Origin of the sequence: Microbispora sp. CL1-1, assembly GCF_012034195.1 — a bacterium.
In the GTDB taxonomy this organism is placed as follows: Bacteria; Actinomycetota; Actinomycetes; order Streptosporangiales; family Streptosporangiaceae; genus Microbispora.
The window spans coordinates 197,217-224,148 of sequence record NZ_JAATEK010000008.1; the positions used below are offsets into that span (position 1 = coordinate 197,217).

General features: G+C 72.1%; 24 protein-coding genes. 5 read left to right on the forward strand and 19 right to left on the reverse strand.

What is annotated here, in order from left to right:
* Positions 1 to 64: 64 nt before the first annotated feature.
* Together HCK04_RS13140 and HCK04_RS13145 are read right to left on the reverse strand one after the other, a co-directional pair.
* Positions 65 to 976, reverse strand: a complete 912-nt coding sequence (locus HCK04_RS13140; protein ID WP_142647442.1) for a hypothetical protein — start codon at positions 974 to 976, stop codon at positions 65 to 67.
* A 397-nt stretch (positions 977 to 1,373) separates the two neighbouring features.
* Positions 1,374 to 3,218 carry an AMP-dependent synthetase/ligase gene (locus tag HCK04_RS13145; protein WP_142647443.1) on the reverse strand — a complete coding sequence of 615 codons (1,845 nt, stop codon included), beginning with the start codon at positions 3,216 to 3,218 and terminating at the stop codon, positions 1,374 to 1,376.
* Positions 3,219 to 3,397: 179 nt separating this feature from the next.
* On the opposite strand from HCK04_RS13145, the gene HCK04_RS13150 reads away from it, so the two are divergent.
* Positions 3,398 to 4,954 carry an oligopeptide:H+ symporter gene (locus HCK04_RS13150; protein WP_142647444.1) on the forward strand — a complete coding sequence of 519 codons (1,557 nt, stop codon included), beginning with the start codon at positions 3,398 to 3,400 and terminating at the stop codon, positions 4,952 to 4,954.
* A gap of 29 nt (positions 4,955 to 4,983) precedes the next feature.
* On the opposite strand, the gene HCK04_RS13155 is transcribed toward HCK04_RS13150, so the two are convergent.
* Positions 4,984 to 6,465, reverse strand: a complete 1,482-nt coding sequence (locus HCK04_RS13155; RefSeq protein WP_142647445.1) for a PLP-dependent aminotransferase family protein — start codon at positions 6,463 to 6,465, stop codon at positions 4,984 to 4,986.
* A 64-nt stretch (positions 6,466 to 6,529) separates the two neighbouring features.
* On the opposite strand from HCK04_RS13155, the gene HCK04_RS13160 reads away from it, so the two are divergent.
* Together HCK04_RS13160 and HCK04_RS13165 are read left to right on the forward strand one after the other, a co-directional pair.
* Entirely contained in the window at positions 6,530 to 7,168 is a 639-nt protein-coding gene (locus HCK04_RS13160; protein WP_142647446.1) for a hypothetical protein, read from the forward strand.
* Between the two features lie 74 nt (positions 7,169 to 7,242).
* Entirely contained in the window at positions 7,243 to 9,015 is a 1,773-nt protein-coding gene (locus tag HCK04_RS13165) for a glycoside hydrolase family 15 protein (protein ID WP_142647447.1), read from the forward strand.
* On the opposite strand, the gene HCK04_RS44160 is transcribed toward HCK04_RS13165, so the two are convergent.
* Genes HCK04_RS44160 through HCK04_RS13180 form a run of 3 tightly spaced genes read right to left on the reverse strand, consistent with a single transcriptional unit; the run spans position 8,997 to position 11,348 of the window.
* The gene (locus HCK04_RS44160; protein WP_168065890.1) at positions 8,997 to 9,410 is read right to left on the reverse strand and encodes a GNAT family N-acetyltransferase; all 414 of its coding nucleotides are present in this window, start codon (positions 9,408 to 9,410) and stop codon (positions 8,997 to 8,999) included. The genes HCK04_RS13165 and HCK04_RS44160 overlap by 19 nt on opposite strands.
* A 25-nt stretch (positions 9,411 to 9,435) precedes the next feature.
* On the reverse strand, positions 9,436 to 10,341 hold the full coding sequence (locus HCK04_RS13175; protein WP_240971354.1) for a hypothetical protein: 906 nt from the start codon (positions 10,339 to 10,341) through the stop codon (positions 9,436 to 9,438).
* 44 nt (positions 10,342 to 10,385) lie between these two features.
* The gene (locus HCK04_RS13180; RefSeq protein ID WP_142647449.1) at positions 10,386 to 11,348 is read right to left on the reverse strand and encodes an LD-carboxypeptidase; all 963 of its coding nucleotides are present in this window, start codon (positions 11,346 to 11,348) and stop codon (positions 10,386 to 10,388) included.
* Positions 11,349 to 11,379: 31 nt separating this feature from the next.
* Between HCK04_RS13180 and HCK04_RS13185 the strand changes: the two genes are divergently transcribed.
* Positions 11,380 to 12,258 carry a sulfotransferase gene (locus HCK04_RS13185; RefSeq protein WP_142647450.1) on the forward strand — a complete coding sequence of 293 codons (879 nt, stop codon included), beginning with the start codon at positions 11,380 to 11,382 and terminating at the stop codon, positions 12,256 to 12,258.
* A gap of 158 nt (positions 12,259 to 12,416) precedes the next feature.
* Here the strand turns inward: HCK04_RS13185 and HCK04_RS13190 are convergent, their stop codons facing one another.
* The 5 genes from HCK04_RS13190 to HCK04_RS13210 all read right to left on the reverse strand — a co-directional run bounded on the left by HCK04_RS13190 (position 12,417) and on the right by HCK04_RS13210 (position 18,489).
* Positions 12,417 to 14,303 carry an ABC transporter ATP-binding protein gene (locus tag HCK04_RS13190; RefSeq protein WP_142647451.1) on the reverse strand — a complete coding sequence of 629 codons (1,887 nt, stop codon included), beginning with the start codon at positions 14,301 to 14,303 and terminating at the stop codon, positions 12,417 to 12,419.
* Positions 14,304 to 14,525: 222 nt separating this feature from the next.
* Positions 14,526 to 15,380, reverse strand: a complete 855-nt coding sequence (locus HCK04_RS13195) for an enoyl-CoA hydratase/isomerase family protein (protein WP_142647452.1) — start codon at positions 15,378 to 15,380, stop codon at positions 14,526 to 14,528.
* A gap of 200 nt (positions 15,381 to 15,580) precedes the next feature.
* Positions 15,581 to 15,796: a helix-turn-helix domain-containing protein gene (locus HCK04_RS13200; protein WP_030507271.1), complete on the reverse strand. Its 216-nt coding sequence runs from the start codon at positions 15,794 to 15,796 to the stop codon at positions 15,581 to 15,583.
* Positions 15,797 to 15,911: 115 nt separating this feature from the next.
* On the reverse strand, positions 15,912 to 17,510 hold the full coding sequence (locus HCK04_RS13205) for an ABC-F family ATP-binding cassette domain-containing protein (protein ID WP_142647510.1): 1,599 nt from the start codon (positions 17,508 to 17,510) through the stop codon (positions 15,912 to 15,914).
* 148 nt (positions 17,511 to 17,658) lie between these two features.
* Entirely contained in the window at positions 17,659 to 18,489 is an 831-nt protein-coding gene (locus HCK04_RS13210; protein ID WP_168065892.1) for an acVLRF1 family peptidyl-tRNA hydrolase, read from the reverse strand.
* A 117-nt stretch (positions 18,490 to 18,606) separates the two neighbouring features.
* Between HCK04_RS13210 and HCK04_RS13215 the strand changes: the two genes are divergently transcribed.
* On the forward strand, positions 18,607 to 20,100 hold the full coding sequence (locus HCK04_RS13215; RefSeq protein WP_260617240.1) for an EAL domain-containing protein: 1,494 nt from the start codon (positions 18,607 to 18,609) through the stop codon (positions 20,098 to 20,100).
* Positions 20,101 to 20,255: 155 nt separating this feature from the next.
* On the opposite strand, the gene HCK04_RS13220 is transcribed toward HCK04_RS13215, so the two are convergent.
* From HCK04_RS13220 to HCK04_RS13255, 8 genes are all read right to left on the reverse strand, one after another.
* Positions 20,256 to 20,861 carry a response regulator transcription factor gene (locus HCK04_RS13220; protein ID WP_142647453.1) on the reverse strand — a complete coding sequence of 202 codons (606 nt, stop codon included), beginning with the start codon at positions 20,859 to 20,861 and terminating at the stop codon, positions 20,256 to 20,258.
* Positions 20,858 to 22,024, reverse strand: coding sequence for a sensor histidine kinase (locus HCK04_RS13225; protein ID WP_142647454.1), 1,167 nt, complete (start codon positions 22,022 to 22,024; stop codon positions 20,858 to 20,860). The genes HCK04_RS13220 and HCK04_RS13225 overlap by 4 nt, the downstream gene beginning before the upstream one ends.
* Positions 22,025 to 22,248: 224 nt before the next feature.
* Positions 22,249 to 22,986 (reverse strand): ABC transporter permease, encoded by a 738-nt coding sequence (locus HCK04_RS13230; RefSeq protein ID WP_142647455.1) that lies wholly within the window; start codon positions 22,984 to 22,986, stop codon positions 22,249 to 22,251.
* Between the two features lie 2 nt (positions 22,987 to 22,988).
* Positions 22,989 to 23,873 (reverse strand): ABC transporter ATP-binding protein, encoded by an 885-nt coding sequence (locus HCK04_RS13235; protein WP_142647456.1) that lies wholly within the window; start codon positions 23,871 to 23,873, stop codon positions 22,989 to 22,991.
* Positions 23,874 to 23,995: 122 nt separating this feature from the next.
* Positions 23,996 to 24,562 (reverse strand): hypothetical protein, encoded by a 567-nt coding sequence (locus HCK04_RS13240; RefSeq protein ID WP_142647457.1) that lies wholly within the window; start codon positions 24,560 to 24,562, stop codon positions 23,996 to 23,998.
* 87 nt (positions 24,563 to 24,649) lie between these two features.
* Positions 24,650 to 25,495, reverse strand: a complete 846-nt coding sequence (gene hisG, locus HCK04_RS13245) for an ATP phosphoribosyltransferase (RefSeq protein WP_142647458.1) — start codon at positions 25,493 to 25,495, stop codon at positions 24,650 to 24,652.
* A gap of 62 nt (positions 25,496 to 25,557) precedes the next feature.
* Positions 25,558 to 25,821 carry a phosphoribosyl-ATP diphosphatase gene (locus HCK04_RS13250; protein ID WP_030507281.1) on the reverse strand — a complete coding sequence of 88 codons (264 nt, stop codon included), beginning with the start codon at positions 25,819 to 25,821 and terminating at the stop codon, positions 25,558 to 25,560.
* Positions 25,822 to 25,951: 130 nt separating this feature from the next.
* Positions 25,952 to 26,917 (reverse strand): acetylxylan esterase, encoded by a 966-nt coding sequence (locus HCK04_RS13255; protein ID WP_142647459.1) that lies wholly within the window; start codon positions 26,915 to 26,917, stop codon positions 25,952 to 25,954.
* Positions 26,918 to 26,932: the final 15 nt, after the last annotated feature.

Genomic DNA, 26,932 nt, shown 5'->3' on the forward strand with positions numbered 1-26,932 from the left:
AGTGATTACAAAATCATAACGTCCCTTACGTCTTCTTTATACTTTTTGTGATACGTGAGGCTGGTCACGCCTCTCGTTGTGCGCTGGTCTCGGCGGCGTACCGGGGTGTGCCCGCGTACTCGGCACGCCAGGAGCCCTCGCCGTCCGCACGGACCTTCGCGTTGAACCAGCCGTCCTCGCGGGTGACCGCCTCCCCGACGGTCTTCCAGCGGGACGACCCTTCGGGGCGGAACCGGATCGTGACCCGCTGCCCGGCGAAGGGCCGGTAGTCCACCTTCCCGCCGGGGCCCACCCGCAGCAGCGTCCCGGTGACGCGCACGCTGTTCCCCTCACGGGCCACCTTGAGCCCCTCGATCTGGGTCTCCCTGCGCAGGTTGAAGCCCGCGTGGGCCACGGCCCGTTCGCCCCGCGCGTTCACCGCGGTCGCGGTGACCGTCCAAGGGCCGTGCGGATACCACCGCGACAGGGCCTTGTCGGGGAGGAACCGCCAGGTCTCCCACTCCCCGGACGACATCCGCCGGACCGGCCGGCCGTCGCGCGACGCGCCCGTCATCCTGGGCACCACGGCGGACGCCAGCGCGCCCAGGCCCGGCAGGGGCACGCCTGCGGGCACACCGACCGGCACGGCACCGGGCACGGCGCCGCCCGGGGGGACCATCGGGTCCGGGGAGGCGGACGGCACCGGAACGGCGTCGCCTGACGGCGGCGAGGGCGTGACGTCCGGCTCGGGCTCCTCACCCGGCTCGTCGCCATCCGCGGGGGCGCGGCCAGGCTCCAGGACGACGGAGACGCGGTCCGCGCCGCGTGCGACCACGTCGACGACCAGCCGCACCGACCCGCTCGGGCCGACCACGGGGTCGGACGGGCGCACCACGATCGAGCGGATGGCCAGGTCGCCGGAGGCGGGGGCCGGCGCGGCGGCCGCCGCCGTCGTCGCGGTCGAAAGGACCAGCGTCGCGAGCAGAGGTCTCATCATGCCCCGTGACCGTACGCACGCCCGCGGGCCGTCCCGCCCCCGACACACTCCCGGCCCGGTAAAAAATCGGCCCGGTGAAAAACCGGCACGGTGAAAAACCGGCACGGTCAGCCTGCCCGGAGACCGGCCCCGGAGACCGGCCCGGAAGATCGGCCCGGAAGATCGGCCCGGAAGATCGGCCCGGAAGACCGGCCCCGAAGACCGGCACGGCCCATCCGGCACGCTGCATCCGGCCCGGCGAGACTCTGGTGCGCCGGCGATCGGCACCGCGACCTCCGCGCCGTACAGGTCCGGCCCGGTGACGATCCCGCACGGCGAGGCCCCGGCGCTGTGCGGGCTCGGCCCCGCATGGCCGCGGTGTCGCGCGGATCCGGCCCGGCGGGAGCCCGCCGCGTGGTCAGCCGGTCGTGTACAGCTCCTCGATCACCTCGGCGTACCGGGCGTGGACGACCCGGCGCTTGAGCTTGAGGCTGGGGGTGAGCTCCGCGGTCTCGGCCGTCCACTCGACGGGCAGCAGCCGCCACCGCTTGACCTGCTGCACCCGGGCGAGCTTGCGGTTGGCCGCCTCGACCGCCGCCTCGATCTCCTTGAGCACGTCCGGATGCGCGGCCAGGTCGGCCAGGGAGTCGAAGGCGATGCCCCGCGCCCGCGCCCACTCGGGGGCCACCTCGCCGTCCAGGGTGAGGATCGCCACGGGATAGGGCCTGCGGTCGCCGTACGCGAGGGCCTGGCCGATGAGCGGGTGCTCCTTCAGGTGGCCCTCGATGGCGGCCGGGGAGACGTTCTCCCCGCCGGAGGTGATGAACAGCTCCTTCTTCCGGTCGACGATGCGGACGAAGCCGTCCTCGTCGATCGACCCCACGTCGCCGGTGTGCAGCCAGCCGTCGTCGTCGAGGAGCTCGGCGGTCGCCTCCGGCAGGCCGAGGTAGCCCCGGGTGTTGAGCGGGCTGCGGGTGAGGATCTCGCCGTCCTCGGCGATCCGCACCTCCACGCCCGGCTCGGCCCGGCCCACCGTGCCGAGTTTGAAGACCTCGGGCGTGTTGCCGGTGAAGGCTCCGGTCGTCTCGGTCATGCCGTACACGTCGATGACCTTGAGGCCGAGGCCGGCGAAGAACCGCTGCACCTCTTCCGGCATCGGCGCGGCGGCGGTCGCGCACCAGCGGGCCTGGTCGAGCCCGATCAGGCTGCGGACGATCGACAGCAGCGCCGCGTCGGCCTGCTCGTACGCCTCGCGCACCTCGGGCGTGACCGTGTGGCCGTGCTGCTGCCCCTCGACGTACGCGAGCCCGGCGGCCATCGCGGCCCGCACGTTCTCCTGCTGCTCGGGCGGCTGGGTGGCGAGCAGGGCCTGCAGCCGGGCCATCATCTTCTCCCAGACGCGGGGGACGCCGAAGAACAGCACCGGGTGCACCTGGCCGAGCGTGGCGCCGAGGTTGGCCAGGTCCGTGCAGAAGTGGACGTGGTTGACCTTGACCAGCGGCAGATAGAGGCTCAGCACCCGCTCGGCGATGTGGGCGTAGGTGAGGTAGGAGATCTGCGTGCTGCGCATGGGCAGGTCGATCATGCGCTGGGTCGCGACGAGCTCGAACAGCACGTTCGTGTGCGTCAGCGGGACGCCCTTGGGGTTGCCGGTCGTCCCCGAGGTGTAGAGGACGGTCAGCGTGTCCTCCGGGGTCACCGCCTGCCAGCGGGCGTCCACCGCGGCCGGGTCGGCGGCCAGTGCATCGGCGCCGAGCTCCAGGAACGCCTCCCAGCTCAGGAAGCGCTCGTCGCCCTCGGGGGCGGCGCCCTCCAACAGGATGATCTTCGTGAGCGCGGGCAGCTCGCCGAGCACCGGCTCCCAGCGGGCCAGGTCGGCCGGGCCGCCGAGCACCGCGATCCGCGCCCCGACGTCGCGGGCGACGTACGCGACCTGCTCGGGGGCGAAGGTCGCGTAGATCGAGCAGGGGACGCCGCCCGCGTGGACGGCCCCGAGGTCGGCGAGCACGTGCTCGCTGCGGTTGACCAGCATCAGCGCGACGGAGTCGCCCGGCCGCAGGCCCAGCGCGGTGTAGCCGGCGGCGATCCGCAGCACCCTTTCGCGCGCCTCGGCGTAGGTCAGGGTCGTCCAGCCGTCGCCGGTGGGATCGGAGTAGGCGGGCGCGTCCGGATGCTCCTGCGCGGCCCACCTGAGCTGCTCGCATACCGTCCTGCCGGCGATCTCCTGCTCGATCGCGGCCCGCTCCTCAAGTACGCCGGACATCGCGCCTCCCAACGGGTATTCCGCACGCGTGGCATGCATCGCACCACACGGGATCACCGTGGACAAGACCCCGGCGAGGAGTAGAGCGACGGCCTGTGCTATACGCGGCCCTCACAATCGGACAAATAGCACATAAAGGCAGGTAAGGTACACAAGACGGAGTGTGATCGGGGGTTCACATGGCATCCGGTAGATCGGGTCCGCCGACCGTCGAGCGGACGTTCTTCGGCCATCCGCGGGGGCTGGCCACGCTGTTCGGCACCGAGATGTGGGAGCGGTTCAGCTACTACGGCATGCGCGCCATCCTCGTGCTGTTCCTGACCGCGCCCGTCACGCGCGGCGGCATGGGCCTGCCGGAGACGACCGCCGTCGGCATCTACGGCGTCTACATCGCCTCGGTCTACCTCCTCGCCATCGCGGGCGGCTGGCTCGGCGACCGGCTGCTCGGAGCCCGCAGGACCGTGCTGTGCGGCGCCCTGGTCATCATGGGCGGCCACGTCAGCATGGCGATGCCCATGGGCGGCGGGTTCGTCTGGCTCGGCCTCGTGCTGATCGCGCTGGGCAGCGGGCTGCTCAAGCCGAACATGTCGGCGCTGGTGGGCGAGCTCTACCGGCACGAGGACGACGCCCGGCGCGACTCCGGCTACACGATCTTCTACATGGGCATCAACCTGGGCGCCTTCATCGGCATCATGGTCGTGCCCTGGCTGCAGACGGGCGACCGCTGGCACCTCGCCTTCGGCGCGGCCGCCCTCGGCATGGCCTTCGGCCTGGCGCAGTACGTCCGGGGCCGGGCCACGCTCCGCGGCGCCGGCGAGGAGCCGGACCACCGCATGACACCGGACGAGGAGCGCCGCTTCAAGGTCGTGGCCAGCGTCGCGCTCGCCGCCGGCGCGGGCGCGCTGACCCTGTGGGCGCTCAGCGGCACGCTCACCGTGGACCGGTTCGCCCTCGTGCTCACGGTCGTCACGGCGGCCGTGCCGGTCGCGTACTTCGTCTTCCTGTTCTCCTCGCGCGAGGTCACCGCGGAGGAGCGGAAGGGCCTGTTCGCGTACGTGTGGCTGTTCCTGGCCGCCGCGATCTTCTGGCTCGTCTACGACCAGGCCGGCAGCGCCCTGCTGCTGTTCGCCAAGAACGACACCGACCTGGACGTGCTCGGCTTCACGATCCCGCCGGGCTGGGTGGGCAACATCAACTCGCTGGTGATCATCCTCGTCGCCCCCCTCTTCGCGGAGATGTTCCTCAAGGCGGGCACCCGGATCAGCACGCCGCTCAAGTTCGCGGTCGGCCTGGTGCTCGTCGGGGTGAGCTTCGTCGTCATGTCGGTCGCGTCCGGCATCGCCACCGGCGGGGTGAAGGTCTCGGTCATGTGGCTGCTGTCGGTCTACCTCATCCAGACCGTCGGCGAGCTGTTCCTCAGCCCGGCCGGGCTGTCGGTCACCAACAAGCTCGCCCCCCGGGCGTTCGAGAACCAGCTCATGGGCCTGTGGTTCCTCTCCATGGCCCTCGGCGACTCCGTCGGCGGCCAGGCCTACCGGCTGACCAAGGTCGTGCCGATGCCGATGTACTACCTCACCCTCGCGCTCGCCGCGATCGCGGCGGGGCTCGTCATGCTGCTGTTCGTCCGCAGGCTCCGCATGCTGATGGCCGAGCACCACGTGCCGCCCGTGCCCACACCGAGCAAACGCCCACACCGAGCAAACGCCCACACCGAGCAAACGCCCACGCCGAGCTGACGCCCACACCGCCCGTGCCGGGCTGAGGGTCACAGGGCCGGCATGAGCGGCTCGCGCGGGCGATAGCGGGCGGGGTCGCGGGCGATGCGGCGCACCGCCTCCTCCATCACCGCCGGCGGCTGGGTGAACGGCAGCCGCAGGTAGCGCTCCAGCGTCCCGTCCACGCCGAACCACGGCCCCGGAGCCAGCCGTACGCCACGGGCGGCGGCGGCCTCGGCGACCGAGCTCGCCACCGGCCCGTCGAGCCGCACCCACAGCGAGCCGCCGCCGCGCGGCGTGGTGAACGCCCAGCCGGGCAGCTCCTCCCGCAGCACCGCGGCGAGCGCCGCACACGACGCGCCGAGCCCACGGCGGCGCTCGGCGCGCGCCTCCTCGATCCGCTCGAACAGGCACGCGACGACGAGCTGCTCGAAGACCGCGCCCGCGATGTCCACGGCGGCCCGCAGCACGGCCAGGCGGCGGACGGTCGCGGCGCTCGCCCGGATCCAGCCGACCCGCAGGCCGCCCCACCAGAGCTTGGAGGCCGAGCCCACGCTGATCACCCGGCCGTCGGTGTCGAACGCGGCCAGCGGCGCCGCACGCGCCGTCTCGTCCAGCACGATCTCGGCCCAGCTCTCGTCGGCGATCAGCGTCACGCCGTGCCGTCGTGCCGCCTCCACCAGCTCGGCGCGGGCGGCGTCGGCCATCAGGTGGCCGGTCGGGTTCTGGAAGTCGGGGATGACGTAGGCCAGCCGGGCCGCCGTCTGCCGCATCGCACAGGTCACAAGATCGAGGTGCCAGCCGTCCTCCTGCACGCCGACCGGCACCAGGCGGGCTCCCCGCATCCGTGCCGCGTCGATCGCGTGCGGATAGGTCGGCGACTCGACCAGCACCGGGTCGCCCCTCTCGGCGAACGCCGCCATCAGCAGGTGGATGGCCTGCTGGGCCCCGGCCGTGACGAGGATCTGCTCGGGCCGGGTGGGCACGCCACGCTCGCCGTACCTGCGGGCGATCGCCTCGCGGAGCGGTGCGAGCCCGGCCGGGTGGTAGCCCATGCCCAGCGCGTACCGGTGGTAGGCCCGGCCCGCCTCCTCGATGGCCTCGCCGAGCAGGGCGCTCGCCGGGGGCGCGGCCGCGTGCAGCGGCAGCAGCCCGTCGTCGTCGGACGCCAGCCACGGGTTGTCGGTGCCGAGCGCGCCCGCGTCGGGCAGGGTCGCCCGGCTGCCGGATCCCTGCCTGCTCTCCAGGTAGCCCTGCTCGCGCAGCCGATCGTACGCCGCGGTCACGGTGGTGCGGCTGACGCCGAGGGCCTCGGCCAGGTGCCGCTCGGCCGGCAGGCGCACCCCAACGGCGAGCCTCCCGTCGAGGACCAGGCCGCGTACGGCGTCCGCGAGCGCCCGGTAGTAGGGCCGGGTCTCCTGCGCGTCTCCCGCGCCCTTCCCCGCCCTCGCTCCCGCGCCCCTTCCCGCGGCTTCTCCTGTGGTGCCGAGCACGAGCCGGGCGAGCTGCAGAGCGCTGAGGTACCGATCCATGCAGGCCAATTTCTCTGATTGGCCCTTTCCTCGCAACCCCACCAGCCTGCACGATAGGCCGACTATGACCGAACTGTCCCTCCCCCGCCCCCGTTCGCTCCCGCTGCGGCTCATCCGCCTCTATGCCGGCCTGGCGCTGTACGGCGCCGGGATCGCCCTGCTCGTCAGGTCCGGCCTGGGCCTCGACCCCTGGGAGGTCTTCCACCAGGGCCTGTCGGTGCGCACCGGGTGGTCGATCGGCCTGTGGATCAACCTGGTGGGCGCGCTGGTGCTGCTGCTGTGGATCCCCCTCAAGCAGCGGCCCGGTCTCGGCACGATCAGCAACGTCCTGGTGGTCGGCACCAGCGCCGACGGGGTGATGGCGTTGGTGCCCGCGCCCGCGGCCTGGCCGGTACAGTGGGCCTTCCTGCTGGGCGGCGTCGTCGCCATCGCCGCCGCCTCCGGGCTCTACATCCACGCGGGCTTCGGCCCGGGGCCGCGCGACGGCCTGATGACGGGCCTCAACCGGCTCGGCCTGTCGATCCGGCTGGCCCGCACGATCGTCGAGATCAGCGTGCTCGCCATCGGCTGGCTGCTCGGCGGCACCGTCGGGGTCGGCACGGTGGTGTTCGCGGTCACGATCGGCCCGGTGACGCAGGTTTTCATGAAGCTGTGGGCCCCCGCCGGGGACACCGCCCGGCCACCTGGCACGAAGCCGTCCTGACGCGGCCAGCGCGGGCCCGTGACGGCCGCGGCTCGCGGATGAGCGGACGGCCCGCGCCCGGTAGCGTGACGGGCATGCGGATCGAGGATTACGCCCTCGTTGGCGACATGCAGTCGGCCGCCCTCGTCGGCCGGGACGGCTCGATCGACTGGCTGTGCCTGCCACGGTTCGACTCCCCCTCCTGTTTCACCCGGCTGCTCGGCGACGAGTCCAACGGCTTCTGGCGGCTGGCCGCCGCGGGACAGGAGCAGGCCACCCGCCGCGCGTACGTCGAGGACACGCTCATCCTGGAGACCGTCTGGGAGACGCCCACGGGCGCGGCCAAGGTGATCGACTTCATGCCGCCCCGGCACGCCAACCCCGATCTCGTACGGATCGTGGAGGGCCTGTCGGGCACCGTGGAGATGACGACCGAGATCCGCATCCGCTTCGACTACGGCCGCATCGTCCCCTGGGTGCGCCGCAGCAACGGGCACCTGCACGCCATCGGCGGCCCCGACTCGGTCTGGATCCACTCCGGAGTCCCGCTGCACGGCGGCGACTACCGGCACCAGGCGAGGTTCACGGTCGCCGCCGGCGAGCGGGTGCCGTTCGTGTTCACCTGGCATCCCTCCCACGAGCCGGAGCCGGAGCGGATCGACCCGATGGAGCAGCTCGCCGAGACCAGGCTCATGTGGCAGGAGTGGGTCTCCCGCTGCGGTTACCAGGGCCCCTGGCGCGACGCCGTGGTCCGCTCGCTGATCACGCTCAAGGCGCTGACCTACAGCCCGACCGGCGGCATCGTCGCCGCCCCGACCACGTCACTGCCGGAGCACCTGGGCGGGGTGCGCAACTGGGACTACCGCTTCTGCTGGCTGCGCGACGCCTCCATGACGCTCGACGCGCTGACCGGCGCCGGATACGTCGAGGAGGCCGCCGCCTGGCGTTCCTGGCTGCTGCGCGCCATCGCCGGCCGTCCCGAGGACGTCCAGGTCCTGTACGGCGTGGCCGGCGAACGCCGCCTGCCGGAGATGACGCTCGACTGGCTGTCCGGCTACGAGAACTCCACGCCCGTGCGGATCGGCAACGGCGCGGCGACCCAGCTCCAGCTCGACATCTACGGGGAGGTCGTCGACGCCCTCTATCAGGCGCGCAAGCAGGGCATGCCGCCGGACAACCACGCGTGGGCCCTGGTCACCAAGGTCATGGAGTTCTTCGAGCACAACTGGGACCAGCCCGACGAGGGACTGTGGGAGGTGCGCGGACCCCGCCGCCACTTCGTCCACTCCAAGGTCATGGCCTGGGTCGCGGCCGACCGCATGGTCCGCGTCATCGAGGAGCTGGGCCGGCGCGGCGACGTGGAGCGCTGGCGCGCCATGCGCGACCGCATCCACGCCGAGGTCTGCGACAAGGGCTACGACCCCGAGCGCAACACCTTCACCCAGTCCTACGGCTCACGCGAGCTCGACGCCGCACTCCTGCAGATCCCCATCGTCGGCTTCCTGCCCCCCGACGACCCCCGCGTCATCGGCACCGTCGAGGCCATCGAACGCGAGCTCATGACCGACGGCTTCGTCCTGCGCTATCCCCTCGCCGAAGACAACCCCGTCGACGGCCTCCCCGGCGGCGAAGGCGCCTTCCTCGCCTGCAGCTTCTGGCTCGCCGAAGCCCGCGCCATGATCGGCCGCCACGACGACGCCGTCGAGCTCTTCCAGCGCCTCATCGCCCTCACCAACGACGTCGGCCTCCTCGCCGAGGAATACGACCCCAAGACCGGCCGCCAGCTCGGCAACTTCCCCCAGGCCTTCAGCCACATCCATCTGATCCGTACGGCACGGGCGCTGACCCGCTACACCGAGCGGCGGTAGGCGAGGCTCCGGGCGCACTCCCGGAACCCGAGCGACCGATACAGCCGCACGGGCACCGGATAGGCGTCGTCACCACGCGGGCTCACCACCGCCTGCCGCGCGCCCGCCCGCCGCGCCGCGTCCAGCGCGGCCAGGCAGGCGGCCCGTGCGAGGCCGCGCCGGCGGTGGCCCGGCGCGGTGCCGGCCGGCTCGATGCGGGCGGCCCGGTTGGCCTCGTCCAGCCAGACCAGGCAGAACGCCGCGGCGCTCCCGTCCGGCGCCTCGGCGATCCAGTCCAGGTCCGGCCGATAGGGCCAGGCCCGCCGGACCGCGTGGTAGCTCTCCTCGGTCACCCGCGACGGGTGGAACGCCGCCCGGTGCGCGGCGGCGCGTCGCGGGACGTCGGCGTCGCCCACCGCGCGCAGGCGATATCCGGCGCGGCTACTGCCGTCCGGCGATGCGGGCGAGGAGCCGGGCGAACTCCGGCGGCGGCGCGACGACCAGCCGGGTCTGCCCGTCGTGGCTGATGAGGTCGGCCTGGATGCGGGTCAGCTTGCCCCGGCGCCACCAGTACACGTGGGGGCTCAGCCCGTCGGCCCGGCCGGCGTGCTCGCGGTGGGCGAAGATGCGCAGGCGCTCGATCGCGCGGACGACCCCGATGCCGGCCACGGGATGCACGGCCACCATGCCCCGGTGCGGCAGCACGGCGAGCATGCCGTCCTCGGGCACGTCCATGTACGCCGTCAGGCGGCGCAGGTGGGCCGCGGCGCTGGGCGCGGTCAGCAGCGACACCTCGGTGCCGGCGAGGTCGAGCCGCGACACGGTGGGCCGCTCGTCGGTCAGGGCGTTGCCGACGGCCACGTCGAGCGCCTCGGCCGGCGGGATGGGCCAGCAGAACGCCTCCTCCGGCCGCACCGGACGGGCGCCGATGGTCAGCACCTCGATCAGGTCGGCGCTGAGGTGGCGGCCGATGATCCGGGAGGGGTCGGGGAAGGCCGGGTCGTCGGCGGCGTGGACGCGCGTGCGCAGCAGCGGCCTGATGGGCGTGAGGTTGCAGGCGTCGAACGGCTCGCCCGACACGGCGTGCGCGAGGTGCTCGGAGACCAGCATGGGCCAGTCCTCGCGGGCACGGCGACCGGCCTCGCGGCGCAGGCCGACGAGGTTCACCGTCCGCTCACGCTCGGGCGAGGTCAGCGTCAGCGACGCCCCGTCGGCCGCGAACGTGCAGGTATAGCCCATGGTCTCGGCGACCAGGGCCAGCAGGGAGTCGAGATCGACGTCCTCGACGGCTCTCGGGGCGGGATGGTCCGGCCGTGTCCGGCTGAGCAGTCGCCGCAAGAGTCCCAACGCACCATCCCTTCACCACCGCCCGGATGCCTCCGGGGCGGGTCTCAGGTTGCCGCGTCCGAGTCGCGGAACATGCCCGAGAGAGAATACGATTCGGTCACAATAGCCACATTCGACTCCAACCACACACTCATCTGTGGTGTGCCATGGCCCACAGTCAGTCCCGCGAGCACCGGCACACCAAGCGGGGCCAGGCGTTCGGCCAGCATGGGAAGGGGGTCGCCACACTCCACCCACGATCCCAGCACGATTCCCGCCGCGCCGTCGAGACACCCGGCCTGCAGTAGTTGCGTCACCATGCGGTCGATCCGGTACGGCTCCTCGGTGACGTCCTCCAGCAGCACGACGCGCCCCCGCGCGCGCATCGCGTACGGCGTGCCGCACAGGGCGGCCAGCAGAGCGAGGTTACCTCCCGTGAGCCTGCCCTCGGCCCGGCCCGGCACGATCACCCGGTCGCCCGTGATCGGCGCGGGCGTGCCGCCCTCGAACAGCGCCTCCCGCAAGTAGGCGAGGCTGGCCGGCTCGGGCCCCTCCGGGTCGCCGATCAGCGCGGTCGCCGGCATCGGCCCGAACAGCGTCGCCAGGCCGAGCCGGTCGGCGAAGGCCCGGTGGAGCGCGGTGATGTCGCTCGACCCGAGCAGGATCTTCGGCCCGGCCGCCGCCATCGCGTCCCAGTCGAGCAGCCCGAGCAGCCGGGTGGCGCCGTAGCCGCCCCTGGCGCAGATGACCGCCGCCACCCCGGGATCGCACCACGCGTCCTGGAGGTCGGCCGCCCGCGCGGCGTCCGGCCCGGCCAGGTAGCCCTCCCGCGCGAGGATCGACGCCCCGTGCACGACCCGCAGACCGAGCCCGGTCAGGACGTCGGTGCCGCGTTCGAGCCGTTCGGGATCGACGGGACCCGAGGGCGCGACCAGCGCGACGGTGTCACCGGGCCGCAGCCGCCGCGGCGGTCTCGGGACCGTTATCGAGGCGTCACCGCCCGCCCCGCCCGGGAAGCGCTCGCTCACCCTTCAAAGGGTGTCAGACTTAGCGGTATCTATGCGACCTCCGACGCACATCCTCGTGGTCAACGGTGTCAAGGTCCGCCGTCCGGTGTTCGTTGTCGCGGCTCCGCACTCCGGCGCGGACCTGCTGGGCCGTGCCCTCAAGCGCTCGCCCGGCTTCCACGTGACCATGGGCAGGGGCCCGGTGGCCCGGGTCGTCTACGCCTTCGCCAGGAGGCCGTCGATCGCCCGCAGCGGCGGCGCCCCGCAGGTGCTGCGCGACGTGCTCGCCGAAGCGTGGCAGGTGGTCCCGTCGGCGTGCGCGGAGTGCACGGCCTCCTGCCGGGAGGCGGGCGGCATCGTCGGCGCCGGGCCCTGCGTCGGGCCGGGCTCGCTGTCCCGGTTCGGCGACGCCAGCCCCGACCTGCTCTACAGCGCGCCGGTGCTGCTGCAGGCGTTCCCCGACGCCCGGCTCATCCAGATCATCCGCGACGGCCGTGACGTCGTCGCCGACATGCTCGCCGACCCCGCCTGCATGACCTGGGTCAAGCCCCACATGCTGAGCGAGGACGCCGAGTTTCCCAATCCGTTCCTCGGCGTGCGCTCGGCCGAGCACCGGGGGCGCTGGGCCGCGATGCCACCCGCGGGCAAGTGCGCCCTGCGCTGGCGCAGCGCCGTACGGCTGAGCGCCGCGCTGCGCCACGACCTGCCCGCCGAGCACCTGCTCACCCTGCGGTACGAGGACATGGTGGCCTCGCCGGGAGACGCGATCGAGGCGGTGTCGTCCTTCCTGGAGGCCAAGATCTCCACGATCGCGCTGTACGGCGCGACGATCCCCCGGCCGGGAAGCTGGCGCAGGCGGCTGTCGGCGGACGACGCCGAGCTGGTGGAGAAGGTGGCCAGGGAGGAGCTCGCCCGCCTCGGCTACCGCTGAGCCGGCGAGCGAGCAGCCCGTCGGTGGGCGGCCGGCATGACCGGTCGTCTCCCCGCCGTCATCTCCAGGCCGTCATCCCCCAGGCCGCCGTTTTCCGGCTGTCGTCTCCGGGCCGTCATCCCCCGGCCGCCGTCTCCAGGCCGTCGCAGGGCCTGGCCTCAGGATGCGCTCTGGCCGGAGGCGGTGAACTGGGTGCGGTAGAGCTCGGCGTAGGCGCCGCCCCGCTCCAGCAGCTCCTCGTGCCGGCCGCGCTCGACGACCCGGCCGTCCTCGATCACGAGGATCGTGTCGGCCTCGCGGATCGTCGACAGCCGGTGGGCGATCACCAGAGACGTCCTGCCGTGCAGCGCGGTCTTCAGCGCCTGCTGCACCGCCGCCTCGGACTCCGAGTCGAGATGGGCGGTCGCCTCGTCCAGCACCACCACCCGCGGCGCCTTCAGCAGCAGCCGGGCCAGGGCGATGCGCTGCTTCTCCCCGCCCGAGAGCCGGTAGCCGCGGTCGCCGACGACCGTCTCCAGCTCCTCCGGCAGGTTCTTGACCAGGTCGGCGATCTGGGCCGCACGCAGGGCGTCCCAGATCTCCTCGTCGGTCGCCTCCGGCCGGGCGTAGCGGAGGTTGTTGCCGATCGTGTCGTGGAACAGGTGAGCGTCCTGCATGACCACGCCCACCGTGTCCCTGATGCTGTCGAGGGTGGCGTCGCGGACATCCACGCCGTTGATCCGCACGGCCCCCTCGTCCACGTCGTACAGCCGGGACACAAGCGAGGTGATGGTCGTCTTGCCCGCGCCCGAGTGCCCGACGAGGGCCACCAGCTCGCCGGGGTGCGCGGTGAACGACACGCCCTTGAGCACCTCCTGCGAGGGCCCGGTGTCCGGGCGGGCCACCGACTCCAGCGACGCCAGCGAGACATCGGAAGCGGACGGGTAGCGGAAGCGGACATCGTCGAACTCGATCGTGACCGGCCCCTCGGGGATCGGCCGCGCGTCCGGCTTCTCGGCGACCATCGGCTTCAGGTCGAGCACCTCGAAGACACGGTCGAAGCTCACCAGGGCGGTCATCACGTCCACGTGGACGTTCGACAGGCTGGTCAGCGGGCCGTACAGGCGCATGAGCAGGGACGACTGGGCGACCAGGGTGCCGAGCGCGAACGCCCCGCCGATCGCCAGCGCGCCCCCGAGACCGTAGACGAGCGCGGTCGCCAGCGCGGCGACCAGGCCGAGCGCGATGCGGAACACCGCGCCGTACATGGCGACGGTCACGCCCACGTCGCGGACCCGGCCCGCGCGCTCGGCGAAGTGGGCCGCCTCGTCGTCCGGCCTGCCGTACAGCTTCGCGACCATGGCCCCGGCCACGTTGAACCGCTCGGTCATCACCGAGCTCATCTCGGCGTCGAGCTGCATCTGCTCGCGGGTCAGCGCGGACATCCGGCGGCCGACCCACTTGGCCGGGAAGATGAAGATCGGCAGCAGGACCAGCGCGACCAGCGTGACCTGCCACGACAGCACGAGCATGGTGCCGAGCACCATGACCAGGCTGATGACGTTCGACACCACCGACGACAGCGTGCTGGTGAGGGCCCGCTGCGCCCCGATGACGTCGGTGTTCAGCCGGGAGACCAGCGCGCCGGTCTGGGCGCGCATGAAGAACGCGACCGGCATGCGCTGCACGTGGTCGAAGACCTCGGTGCGCAGGTTGTAGATCAGGCCCTCGCCGATGCGCGCGGAATACCACCGCTGCACCAGGCCGAGCCCGGCGTCCAGGACCGCGAGCCCCCCGATCGCCACGGCGAGCCACACCACGACGTCGACCCGCTTCGGAGTGATGCCGTGATCGATGATCGCCTTCATCAGCAGCGGGTTGGCGACCACGATGACCGCGTCGACCACGACCAGTGCGAGGAACCCGGCGATCTGGGCGCGGAACGGCCGGGCGTAACCGGCGATGCGCCGGACGGTTCCCGGCGCGATCCGCTCCTTCGTCACGGAGTTATCTCGCCGTAACGAGCGCATAACCTGTAGGCCGTAGCCGCCGTTCATCATCGCCATATGCCGTACATCCTCCCAGCCCTGCAGCGGCGGGAGGATACCCCCGATTCCCCCGTCAGCTCGAAGCGAACAGCACGTACCGGTTCGCCCCGGACACAGACCCTAGTTCGTTTCGAACAGATGCGCGCAGCCCGCTTCGGACCGCATCCTTCGGCCTGCCCCGAGCAGTGCCGCGCGGTCCGCCCCGAGCAGCGGCCTTCGACTCGGCCCGAGCAGCGTCCTTCAGTTCCTTCCGAACAGTGCCCGGATGCGCGCCACCTGCTCGATCCGCTCGGCGGCGGCCTGCTCCTCCAGCGTGCGTCCCGGCGCGGCCTGCAGCAGCCTCTTGGTGGCGGTCGCGGCGGCGCGGTCGGTCGCCAGCAGGGCGGCGGCCAGGTCCTGTACGGCCTGGGCCAGCTCGGACGTGGGCACCGCGATCTCGGCCAGGCCGAGCCGTACGGCCTCGGCGGCCCCCACGGTGCGCGCGGTCAGGCACATCTCGATGGCCCGCGGCACCCCCACGATGTCGGCCAGGGGCTTGGTCCCGGTCAGGTCGGGAACCAGCCCCAGCGCGGGCTCCTTCATGCAGAACTTCACGTCGTCCGTGACGACACGCAGGTCGCACGCGAGTGCGAGCTGGAAACCCGCCCCGATCGCATGCCCCTGCACGGCCGCGATCGACACGATCTCCGGCCTGCGCAGCCACAGAAAACCCTTCTGTGCCTCCGCGATCAGCTGCTCGAACTCGGAGTCGCCGAGCACCGCGGCGCTCGCGAACGATTCCTGCCCGGGAACCCCCTCGGGTGTGAACATGCGCAGGTCGATTCCGGCTGAGAAGGACGGCCCCTCGCCTCTGACCACGACCACTCTCACCTGCTCCGGAAGGGTCTCCCCTATCCGGGCCAGGGCCGACCATGTCGCGAACGTCTGCGCGTTGCGCTTGTCCGGCCGGTCCAAAGTGACGGTCGCGATCTCGCCGTCCACCTCGAAGCGCAGTCCGACCTCGGCCGGCGCGGCCGCCGAGATCGTCGACACATCGGAGCCTTCGCCCGTCCCAAGGGCGTGCTCCAGATTCCCCCCCATTGCCGCTTCCGCCATGCCCTGCTCCTGCGTCCGGTGCGGAGCGACGTCGCCTCGCACGGCCGGTCCGGTGCGGCGCACCGTCCGTGCCGGGCGTCCGCCCTCCTGTTCATCCCGCGGTCGCGCCCGAGCTTACCGAATATCGTTCTGGCGAGTCGGACGCGACCGCTCCTCCAGCAGGAACGAGCGGCTGCGGTCGCGCGTCTTGAGGTGGATCTCTAGCGCTTGGACTTGCCCCGGGTCGCGCCGCCGCGTCCGCGCAGAGTCACCCCGGACTCGCTGAGGATGCGGTGGATGAACCCGTACGACCGGCCGGTGGAAGCAGCCAGAGCGCGGATGCTCTCACCCGCGGAATAGCGCTTCTTAAGATCAGCGGCCAGCTTTTCCCGGTCGGCCCCGGTCACCCGGGTGCCCTTCTTCAGAGTCTCGGCCACGAGTACCTCCTGTAGTGCCAGACTTCCGCAGCGTTACTTCAGCCCATGATCAGTCATTTCGGCGGGATCGGCTACCTACTCCGCGGGAAAAGATCCCTACCCGCTCAAATTAAGATCAGGCAAGCGCCACAAGATCGGAAAATTCGTCGCTCCATGCGTCTTCTACTCCGTCTGGCAACAGAATCACCCTATCCGGCTTCAGCGCCTCGACCGCGCCCTCGTCGTGCGTGACCAGCACAATCGCGCCGGTGTAGGAGCCGAGGGCCGACAGCACCTGGTCGCGGGAGGCCGGATCGAGGTTGTTGGTGGGCTCGTCGAGCAGCAGCACGTTGGCGCTCGACAGCACCAGCGTCGCAAGGGCGAGACGGGTCTTCTCGCCGCCCGACAGGACCCCGGCGGGCTTGTCCACGTCGTCGCCGGTGAACAGGAACGACCCCAGCACCTTGCGCAGGTCGACGTCGGCCAGGTCGGGCCCCGCGGACCGCATGTTCTCCAGGACCGTGCGCTCGGGATCGAGCGTCTCGTGCTCCTGAGCGTAGTAGCCGAGCTTGAGCCCGTGGCCCGGCACGACCTCGCCGGTGTCGGGCTTCTCGATGCCTGCGAACAGCCGCAGCAGGGTGGTCTTGCCCGCGCCGTTCAGGCCCAGGATGACGATCCGCGAGCCCCGGTCGACCGCGGCGTCGACGTCGGTGAACACCTCCAGCGAGCCGTACGACTTGGACAGGCCGCGGGCCGTCAGGGGGGTCTTCCCGCAGGGCGCGGGGTCGGGGAAGCGGAGCTTGGCTACGCGGTCGGAGCGCCGCTCGCCCTCGACGCCGGACAGCAGCCGCCTGGCGCGCCGCTCCATGTCCTGGGCCGCCTTGGCCTTGGTGGCCTTCGCCCGCATGCGGTCGGCCTGGGAAAGCAGCGCGGACGCCTGCCGCTCGGCATTGGCCCGCTCGCGCTTTCGCCGTTTCTCGTCGGTCTCCCGCTGGGCGAGATAGGCCTTCCAGCCGACGTTGTAGGTGTCGATCACGCAGCGGTTCGCGTCGAGATGGAGCACCCGATTTACCGTCGCATCAAGAAGGTTTACGTCATGGCTGATGATCACCAAGCCGCCCTGGTGCGAGCGCAAAAAATCACGAAGCCAGCCGATCGAGTCCGCATCGAGGTGGTTTGTCGGCTCGTCAAGCAGGAGAGTCTCCGCTCCGGAGAACAGAATCCGGGCCAGCTCCACCCGCCGTCGCTGACCACCGGACAGGGTCTCCAGCGGCTGGCCGAGGACACGGTCGGGCAGCCCGAGGCTCGACGCGATCGAGGCCGCCTCGGACTCCGCCGCGTAGCCGCCGAGAACGTGCAGGCGGTCCTCCAGGCGGCCGTAGGCGCGCACCGCGCGGTCGCGCACGCGCTGGTCGTCGGCCGCCATCCCGGCCTCGGCCTCGCGCAGCTCGCGGAGCACGTCGTCGAGGCCGCGGGCCGACAGGATCCGGTCGCGCGCCAGCACGCTCAGGTCGCCGGTGCGGGGGTCCTGCGGCAGATAGCCGACGCTGCCGGAGATCGTGACCGTGCCCGCGGCGGGCAGCCCCTCCCCCGCCAGGACCTTGGTGAGCGTGGTCTTGCCGGCGCCGTTGCGGCCGACCAGGCCGATCTTGTCGCCCGGGTTCACCCGGAACGAGGCGCCCTCGATGAGCAGGCGCGAGCCGGCGCGAAGTTCGATATCGGTTGCGATGATCATGATTAAGGGGACACTCCCGTAGGTGATGAGGTCGGGGATCGGCACCGGGAGCGATCAATCGGGAGTGCGCATGGGCTCAAGTGTAGTGCCGCCCCGTCCACCATCGCCTGCGCCGAAACCCCGCCCGCGCCCCTTCGTCGCGCGGCCGTCAGGGGTCGAGCAGGCGGATCCGTACGGCGCGGAACAGCGCGGGGGCACCCTCCAGAACCGGCATCCGGGGGTCGGGCACGGTGAGGAAGGGGCCGGACTCCAGGGCGAACAGCGGTGCGAGACGGCGGTCGCGCCTGATCTCGTCGATCGAGCGCCGGTCTCCGCCGAGCACGACTGCCTCCAGGTCGTCGAGCCTCGGCAGCAGCACCCGGGCGGCCACGTCGGCGGCGGCCCGCAGCGCTTCGGACGACTGCTTGTCCCTGCGCCGGGCGAAGCGCTGCTGCGACCACCCGCCCGCCGCGCTGCGCCCGTGGACCTGACGCGAGCCGACCTTGCCCGTGACGAGGCGGGCGCCGATGAAGACGCCTGCGGCGTGCCCGCCGAGCCGGGCCAGCAGCACGCCGACGGTCCGTTCCCGGCACACGTGGGACACCAGCGCCGCCGCGGCCGGGGGAAGCCGGAACCCGTCGTCGCCCCCGCCCTCGCGTCCGTGCCCGCCGTCGCCCCCACGGTCGCCATCGCCTGCGTCGCCGTCGCCCCCGTCGCCGTCGCCCCCGTCGCCGTCCTCCTCGGGCCCGCCGTCGCTCTGGCCCCCGCGGTCGCTGCTGCCCGCGCCGTGGCGGTCGCCCACGCGAGAGGGGCGCAGCGGCGGGAACGGCACCTGACACTCGGCGACCGCGCCGTCGGCGGCGTCGATGCGGACCACGTCAGGCAGGACGACGGCCTCGATCGGGCCGTGCCGCTCGGCGAAGCGCGCGATCCATCCGGCGAGCCGCTCGGGGGCGACCGAGATCCATCTGCCGCCTCCCGTGGCGGGCCCTGCCGTCATGGCTGATCAGCCTAGCCGTGCACCCTGTGTAGGGTTCCGCCCAACTGACGGGGAAATGTCGGTGAACTTCGTCCCGCAATCGGCATCGCCGGGCGATTTCTGTCCCACAATTCAATCGTGTCGCTCCCCGTCTCATCGGCGGCGCCGCTCGCCGCGACCCCGCAACGTGTCCCGGCGCCCGGCGCGGCCCCGGCGACCCCGTTCCCTCCCGGCGACGGACGGGAACGTTCCCCGGCGGACACCGTGATGGACGCCTCTACGGCCACTGGTTGGGAGCCCGGCCCGGCGAACATCGTGCGCGGCCACGACCCGGCGAACATCGTGCGCGAGCCCAGCCCGGCCGGCACTGTGCGGGAGTACGGCCCGGCGAACATGGGGCTGGAGCACGGCCCGGCCGACATCGTGTGGGAACACGACCCGGCGACCATGAGGCGCAGGTACACACCAGCCCCCGCCGAGCCGTACGACCAGCGCGCGTACGCGCCCTCCGCTTCCGGCGTCCCCGGCCCTGCCTCCCCGTTCTTCCTTCCCGTGGTCGATCTCGACACCGGTGGCGCCGTCGCCGTCGAGGTGGTCACCGAGGACGCGTCCGCCGCAGGCCCGGGCATGGGGACCACGGTGAACGGCCTGCTGGCCGCCGCCCGCGAGGAGGCCCTGCTGCCGCTGGTCCTGCCGATCTCCGCCGCCGCCGTGGCCGGTGGTTCGGCCGGCCACGCGCCGCTGCACGAGGCGATGCGCGTGTCCAACCGGCGTCCCCGCGAGGTCATCCTCGTGATCGAGGGCGACACCGCATATGTGCAGCGCACCGCCCTGCTGTCCGGGATCGACGGACTGCGCGCGGTGGGCTACCTCATCGCGTTCGGCGGGATCGGCACCGCCCCGCTGCCGCTCGACCTGCTCGCCGACGCCTCGCCGTACATGATCGCGCTGTCTCCCGGCGTGGTGGCACGCGGGCCGCGCGATCCCCGGCACGGCGCGCTCGCGGAGTCGCTGGTCCGGCTCGCGCGCGGCGTCGGCGCGCACGTGCTCGCCCCGGGCCTGCGGGACGAGACGCAACTGGCGGCGGTGCGCGGCTGGGGGATCCGGCTCGCGCAGGGTCCCCTGCTCGCGCCGTCCGGCTGGCGGCCCTCCCACGGGTTCAACCGCGTCCACGTGCCGCTGCCGGTGCCGGAGGCGGCCCCCGCCACCGCGTCGCTCGGCCCTCGGGTGCAGGAGCTCCTGCTTCCCGCGGTGACACTGCCGGCCGAGTCGACGGCCGAGGAGGTGGTCGCCGTGCTGAGCGCCGAGCCCTCGATCACCAGCGTGATCCTGGTGGACGAATACGAGCGCCCGCTGGGCAGCATCGACCGCAGCCGCTTCCTGCTCTTCATGGCCGGGGCGTACGGCCACGCGCTGCACGCGAAGAAGCCGGCCGGCCGCCTGGCGGACGCGGCCAAGATCGTGGCGAAGACGACCCCGGTGATCGCGGCCATGCAGGTGGCTGGCCGGGACAACGCCCGCGTGTACGACGACCTGGTGGTGGTCGACGAGGTCGGCAGGTGCCTGGGCGTGGTGCGGGTCGGCGACCTGCTGCGGCACGCCGCCGACCTCCAGGAACAGCAGGCCCGCTGAGCCCGCACGCGATCGGCCGCACGAGCAGCGTCGAGGGCGCGTCCGGCCCTTTCCGCCGGCCCCCTACGGCGGCGTGACCGCGTGCGCCGGGCCCGGCCGAAAGCGCCGTGTCACCGCTCGCACCGGCCCGAGCCGCGGGGTGCGGCCCGCCGTGGTCAGAGCCAGCCCTGCGCCTGGGCCTTCTGGACGGCCTCGATCCGGTTGCGCGCGCCGGTCTTCTGGATGGCCGCCGACAGGTAGTTGCGCACCGTGCCCTCCGACAGGTGCAGCCGCAGCGCGATGTCGTTGATCGTCGAGCCGTCCGCGGCGGCGGACAGCACGTCGCGCTCGCGCGGCGACAGGGGGTTCGGCCCGGCGCTGAGCGCGGCGGCGGCCAGCCCCGGATCGATCACGCGCTCGCCCCGCAGCACCCGCCTGATCGCGGCGGCCAGTTCGCTCGCGGGGCTGTCCTTCACCAGGAAGGCCACCGCCCCGGCCTCCATCGCGCGGCGCAGGTAGCCGGGCCTGCCGAAAGTCGTGAGGATCACCACCCGGCATCCGGGGACCCGGCGGCGCAGCTGCTCGGCGGCGGAGATCCCGTCCCTGCCGGGCATCTCGATGTCGAGCAGCGCGATGTCCGGCCTGGTCGCCTCGGCGACGGCGATCACCTCCTCGCCGTCCGCAGCCTCTCCGACCACCTCGATGTCGGGCTCCAGGCCGAGCAAGGAGGCGAGCGCTCCCCGCACCATGCTCTGGTCCTCCGCCAGCACGACCCTGATCACTGGCCCAACCTATCCGCGATCATCTCCGGCGTGCGGTCCAGGGGCGGCGGAACCGCGATCCGCACCCTGAACTCCCGCTTGCCGCCTTCGACCTCCAGGCTCCCGCCCGCCGCGCGCACCCGCTCGCCGAGCCCCGTGAGGCCGTTGCCCGGTTCGTACGCGCCGCCGCCGTTGTCGGCGATCTCCAGCACCGCGCCCTCCACGTCGTACGACACGTCGATCTCGCAGCGGGTGGCCCGGGAATGCCGTACGACGTTGGTGGTGGCCTCGCGTACGGCCCAGGCGAACAGGCCGTCGAGGTCTTCGGGCAGCGGGGTGCCGCGGGTGCGCACCGTGAGGGCGACGCCGGTGACGCCCAGCGAGGACCTGGCGCCGTCGATCTCCTCCGACAGGCGGCGCCGGCGATATCCGCTGACGGCCTCGCGCACCTGGGCCAGCGCCTGCCGCGCCACCGACTCGATGTCCGCCACCTCCCCGGGGGCCTTCGGCGAGCCCTGCTCACCCAGGCGGCGGGCCAGCTCGCTCTTGAGGACGATGAGCGAGAGGCTGTGTCCCAGCAGGTCGTGCAGGTCGCGGGCGATCCGCAGCCGCTCCTCCGTGGCGGCCAGCCTGGCGACCTCGCTCTGCGCCTGTCGGAGCTGGACGACGAGGACGCGGGTGTTGCGGACGCTCACGAACAGCACGCCGAGCGTGATGATCTGCAGCACGAGCGCCCACACCGTGCCGTCGTCGGCACCGATGATCTTGCCCTCCACGACGACGAGCCCGGCCATGGCCGCGATCCCCAGCAGGGCGCGAGTGGGCGGCAGGCCCATCGCGAAGACGACCACCATGTAGATCGGCAGGGTCAGCCAGGAAGGGCTCCGGAAGATCAACGGGAAGACGACCGCCATCACCGTCGCGACGCCGAGCATGGGAAACATCCACCGGGGTTGATGGTCGAAATCGCGCGGTCCCAGCACGACCGACAGGTAGACGGCCACGAAGACCGCGAGCGCGCCCATCCACCAGACCGCCCGCGCGCCGCTCACCGTGCCGTCGGCCACCTCGGACACCGGGTAGAAGAGGTAGATCAGACCGAGCGACATGCCCATCAGTCGCCGCAGGCGGGAGGGACGCTCGTCGATCCCGCCGAAGGTGAACACGTTGGCCAGCCGGCTCATCCGCTGTCCCTCCGAACCATGGTGGAGTCGGGCGCGCACTTCCCCGCCGTTCCTGCGAGGCGCGCACCGTTCCTGTCAGGCGCACTTTCCTGCCAGGCGCGCGCCGTGGCGCTGCTTCGATCAAGCGCGCGCCGTGGCGCTGCTTCGATCAGACGCGCACCGTGGCACTGCTTTTCAGGCGCGCACCGTGGCACTGCTTTCAGGCGCGCACCGTGGCACTGCTTTCAGGCGCGCACCGTGGCACGACGGTAGGCGAATATCGCCAGCGCCACCAAGGCCACCCCCCAGGCGAGGATGCCGGCCGCGTCGGCCGCGTGCGGGGCCTCGCCCGCCGCGATCTGCCATCCGATGCTCGCGTAGTCGTACGACGGGGTCACGTGGGCGATGCTCTTCATGACCGCGGGCATCAGGCTCTCGGGGAACCAGAGCCCGCCGAGCAGGGCGAGGGCGAACATGCCGATCATCGCGACGGGCTGCGCGGTGTCGGGGGGCAGCAGGGATCCGATCGTCAGGCCCAGCGCCGCGAACGGGATCGTGCCGATCCACATCGCCAGGATCAGCCCGACCCACTGCCCCGGCGGCAGCGAGACGTCCTGGGTGAGCACCGCGGCCAGGCCGACCAGCAGCAGCGCCGGCAGCACGAGCAGCATCGAGGAGATCAGCTTCGTCAGGATGATCGCCCGGCCCGGCAGCGGAGTGATCTGGAGCTGCCGCAGCCAGCCGCTGTGCCGCTCCTGCGACCAGGGCACGGCCGTCGACATGATGGCCGAGGCCAGCGCGCCGTACGCGGCCATCGAGATCATCAGCAGGACGCTGCCGCGCAGTCCGGTCGACTGATCGGTCTCCGCTCCCCAGAGGTTGGAATAGAGGAGGTAGAACCCGACGGGGAAGGCGACCACGAAGATGATGTAGCGCTTGTTGCGCATCATCCGCAGCATCTCGACCTTGATGTAGTGCCGCATGATCAGGCCTCCTTGGTGAGGGCGAGGAAGGCGTCCTCCAGGTCGGCCCCGTGGAGCTGGAGGTCGCGGATGTCGAGGGTGGTCTTGCGATAGAGGGCGTCGACGGTGGCGTCGAGATCGGTGGTCCGCAGCGTGACCCGGCCGCTCTGGAGCTCCACGCCGGTCGTCCCGGGCAGGGCTTCGAGCCCGGCCACCGGCTGGTCGCCCAGCAGGAAGCTCACCGCCTGACCGGCGACCCCGGCCTTGATCTCGGCGGCGCTGCCGTCGGCGACGACCCGGCCGCGGGCGATCACGACGACCCGGTCGGCGTTCTCGTCGGCCTCTTCCAGGTAGTGGGTGGCGAACAGGATCGTCCGGCCCCCGGCGGCGTACGCCCGCATGTTGTCCCAGAACGTGCGGCGCGACTCGACGTCCATGGCCGCAGTGGGCTCGTCCAGCAGCAGCAGCCTCGGGCCGCCCGCGATGGCCAGCGCGAACCGCACCCGCTGGGTCTGGCCGCCGGACAGCCGGTCGGCCCGCCGCCGGGCGAGCTCGGTGAGGTCGGCGAGCCGGAGGATCTCCTCCAGCGGCAGCGGACGGGGGTAGAGCCGCCGGACGAAGTCCACGGTCTCGGCCACGGTCAGCTCGGGGATCAGCGTGCCCTCCTGGAGCATCGCGCCGATCTCCCCGTCGGCGACCGCCGTCTCCGGCGGCACGCCGAAGACCCGGATCTCGCCGGAGCTGGGCCGCAACAGGCCCAGCAGCATGTTGATCGAGGTGGACTTCCCGGCCCCGTTCGGCCCGAGGAGGGCGACCGTGGCTCCGGCCGGGATCTCCAGGTCGAGGCCGTCGACCGCGAGCACGTCCCCGTATCTCTTGGTGACGTCGGTGAAGGCGATTGCGTTCATGCCTTCACGGTAGGGATCAGGCGGGTGCGATCATCAGTGCCGCGTCTCCGGCCTTCGCGATGACATTTGTCACCCGCCTCCCTCCCCCGCACGAAAGGGGAGGGAGGAGAACACAGGGGGCGTCAGGCCACTCGTCTCAGGTCCATCTGGAAGTTCTGCCGCCAGGTGGCGCCGCCGTCGAGGGTGTACTCACCGACCTCGTGCCAGGTCCTGCCGGTGAAGCGCAGGGTGTAGCGGATGGTGGGCCCACCGGTCTGGAGGCTCCACTGGAAGAAGCGGTCGCCGACCACGGGCACGGACTCGGTGATGTGTCCCTGGGAGAACGCCTCCCACCGATACTGTCCGGTCTCGTCGCTGTAGCTGACGACCGCGAGCGCGGTGTCCACGATCCTGCGCGGGTCGGCCTTGTCCCGCCCCTGGCCCTCCACCGTGAGCACCTGGCCGCCCGCCTTGTAGGCCACCTTCTCCGTCTGGAGGAACTCCTGCCGTCCGGAGGCGGTGTCGACCCATCCCGAGCCGGCCCAGTGCCCGACCATGAAGTCGAGCCTGCGGATCGCGTCGAGTTGCGTCGCGGGGACGTCCGACGTCCCCGCGCTGGTCGCCGAGCGCTCCGCCGCGACGGCGGGCGCACCCGCCGCGAGGGTGAGCGCGCAGATCAACGGCACCAGCAGACGTGATAATCGCATCATGACGTGATCTTGACACAGGGCGCGCCACGGCGACAGCGCCTCGGAACCGCCTGGATCGGAGGCGGCAGGGTTCAGAGGCGGCAGGGTTCAGAGGCGGCAGGCGAAGATCGCGGTGACCAGGATCGCCTTGGCTCCGATGTCCCAGAGCTGGTCCATCACCTGCTGGTGGCCCTTGCGCGGGACCATCGCCCGTACGGCCACCCAGCCCTCGCGGTGGAGCGGGGAGACGGTCGGCCCCTCCATGCCCGGGGTGATCGCGATGGCCTCGTCGATGCGCTCGGCCCGGATGTCGTAGTCGATCATCACGAAGTCGCGGGCCACGATCACGCCCTGCAGGCGCCGGATGAGCTGCTGGAAGCCGTTGGACTCGGGGGCCCCGGCCCGCTTGATCAAGATGGCCTCGGAGTGCGCGATCGGCTCGCCGAACACCTCGAGGCCGACGTTGCGCAGCGTCGTGCCGGTCTCCACCACGTCGGCGACCGCGTCGGCGACACCGAGCCTGATCGCCGTCTCGACCGCGCCGTCGAGCTTGATGACCCGGGCGTCCACGCCCTGGTCGGCGAGGTGTTTGCCGAGCAGTCCGGCGTACGAGGTGGCGATGCGCAGACCGGACAGGTCGGCCACGCCGGAGTAGGCGCCCGGCGTGGCGGCGAAGCGGAACGTCGACCCGCCGAACCCGAGCGGCATGACCTCCTCGGCGGGGGCGCCGGAGTCGAACAGCATGTCGCGCCCGGTGATGCCGGCGTCGAGGGTGCCCTCGCCGACGTAGACGGCGATGTCGCGCGGACGGAGGAAGAACAGCTCGCAGGAGTTCTCGGAGTCGACGACCACGAGCTCCTTGCTGTCCCTGCGCTGGCGGTAGCCGGCCTCCTTCAGCATGGTCTGGGCGGCCTCGGAGAGCGCGCCCTTGTTCGGTACGGCGATGCGCAGCATGAGTGGGAGATCCTTTCGAGCGGAAACGAGGTCGATGGTCTGATCCGGGGCCGCCGTGGCGGCTACAGATGCTTGTAGACCTCGTCGAGCCCGATTCCGCGCGCCAGCATCAGGACCTGCACGTGGTAGAGCAGCTGTGAGATCTCCTCGGCCGCCCGGTCCGCCGACTCGTGCTCGGCCGCCATCCAGCTCTCCGCGGCCTCTTCGACGACCTTCTTGCCGATGGCATGGACGCCGGCGTCCAGGGCGGCCACGGTGCCCGACCCCGCGGGCCGGGTGCGCGCCTTCTCTGCCAGCTCGGCGTACAGCTCTTCGAAGGTCTTCATGGTCTCTCTCGCGTCGTGGGCGTGCGCCTTCAGGGTATCGGCCCCAGGGTAGTCGCGGGGGCGGGGCCGCCGCGCCCCGCGTCCACCCTGCGAGATCGATCCTGTCGCCCGGACGGCTACGGCATCGGGCTCAGCCGAGGATCTTCCTGGCCAGCCTGAGCTGGTCGAGCGCCTGCTGCGACTCGCCGCCCTCGTGGCCGTTGAACGGCCAGACCGTGATGTCCTTGGGCCCGGCGTAGTGGTTGTAGGCCGCGAACACCGTCGACGCCGGGGTGACGCCGTCGCGCAGGGCGACGGAGAACCGGGCGGGCGTGGTGGCCCGCGCGGCGAAGTGCAGGCCGTCGAAGTAGTCGAGGGTCGCGAAGATGTCCTCGACCCGCGTCCGGTGGATCCCGCAGAACCGGCCCAGCTCGGCGTACGGCTCCTCGTCGGTGATCTCGACGGCGCGCCGGATGTCGCACATGAACGGCACGTTGACGAACGCGTAGGCGAGGCCGGGCACGAGCGCGGCGGCGGCCAGCGCCATGCCGCCGCCCTGGCTGCCGCCGGTCACCACGACCCGCCCGGCGTCCACCAGGGGGTGCGACCTGGCCGCCTCGACCGCGCGTACGACGTCGGTGTAGAGCCGCCGGTAGTAGTAGTCGTCGCGGTCGAACACGCCCTGGGTGAGCTTGCCGGGGATCTGCGCCCCGTTGCCGCCCACCGGGTCGGGCGTGTCGCCCGAGCGCCAGGTGCCGCCCTGGCCGCGCGTGTCCATCACGAAGGTCGCGTATCCGGCGGCCGGCCACAGCAGCCAGTCGTGCGGCCGGCCGCGGCCGCCGCCGTACCCGATGTACTCCACCACGCACGGCAGCGGGCCCGACGCGCCCGCGGGAGCGATGAACCATCCCTTGATCGGGTGCCCGCCGAATCCCGCGAACGTCACGTCGGCCACGTCGAGCAGCGCGAGGTCGGCCTCGTACGGCTCGAAGACGGCGTTCAGGTCGTGCGCGCGGGCCTCGGCCAGCGTGCGGTCCCAGAAGGCGTCGAAATCGGCGGGCTCCCGGCGCTCGGGCAGGTAGGCGCGCAACTGGTCAAGAGGCATGTCGACGAACATGGGGGCTCCCGTGGG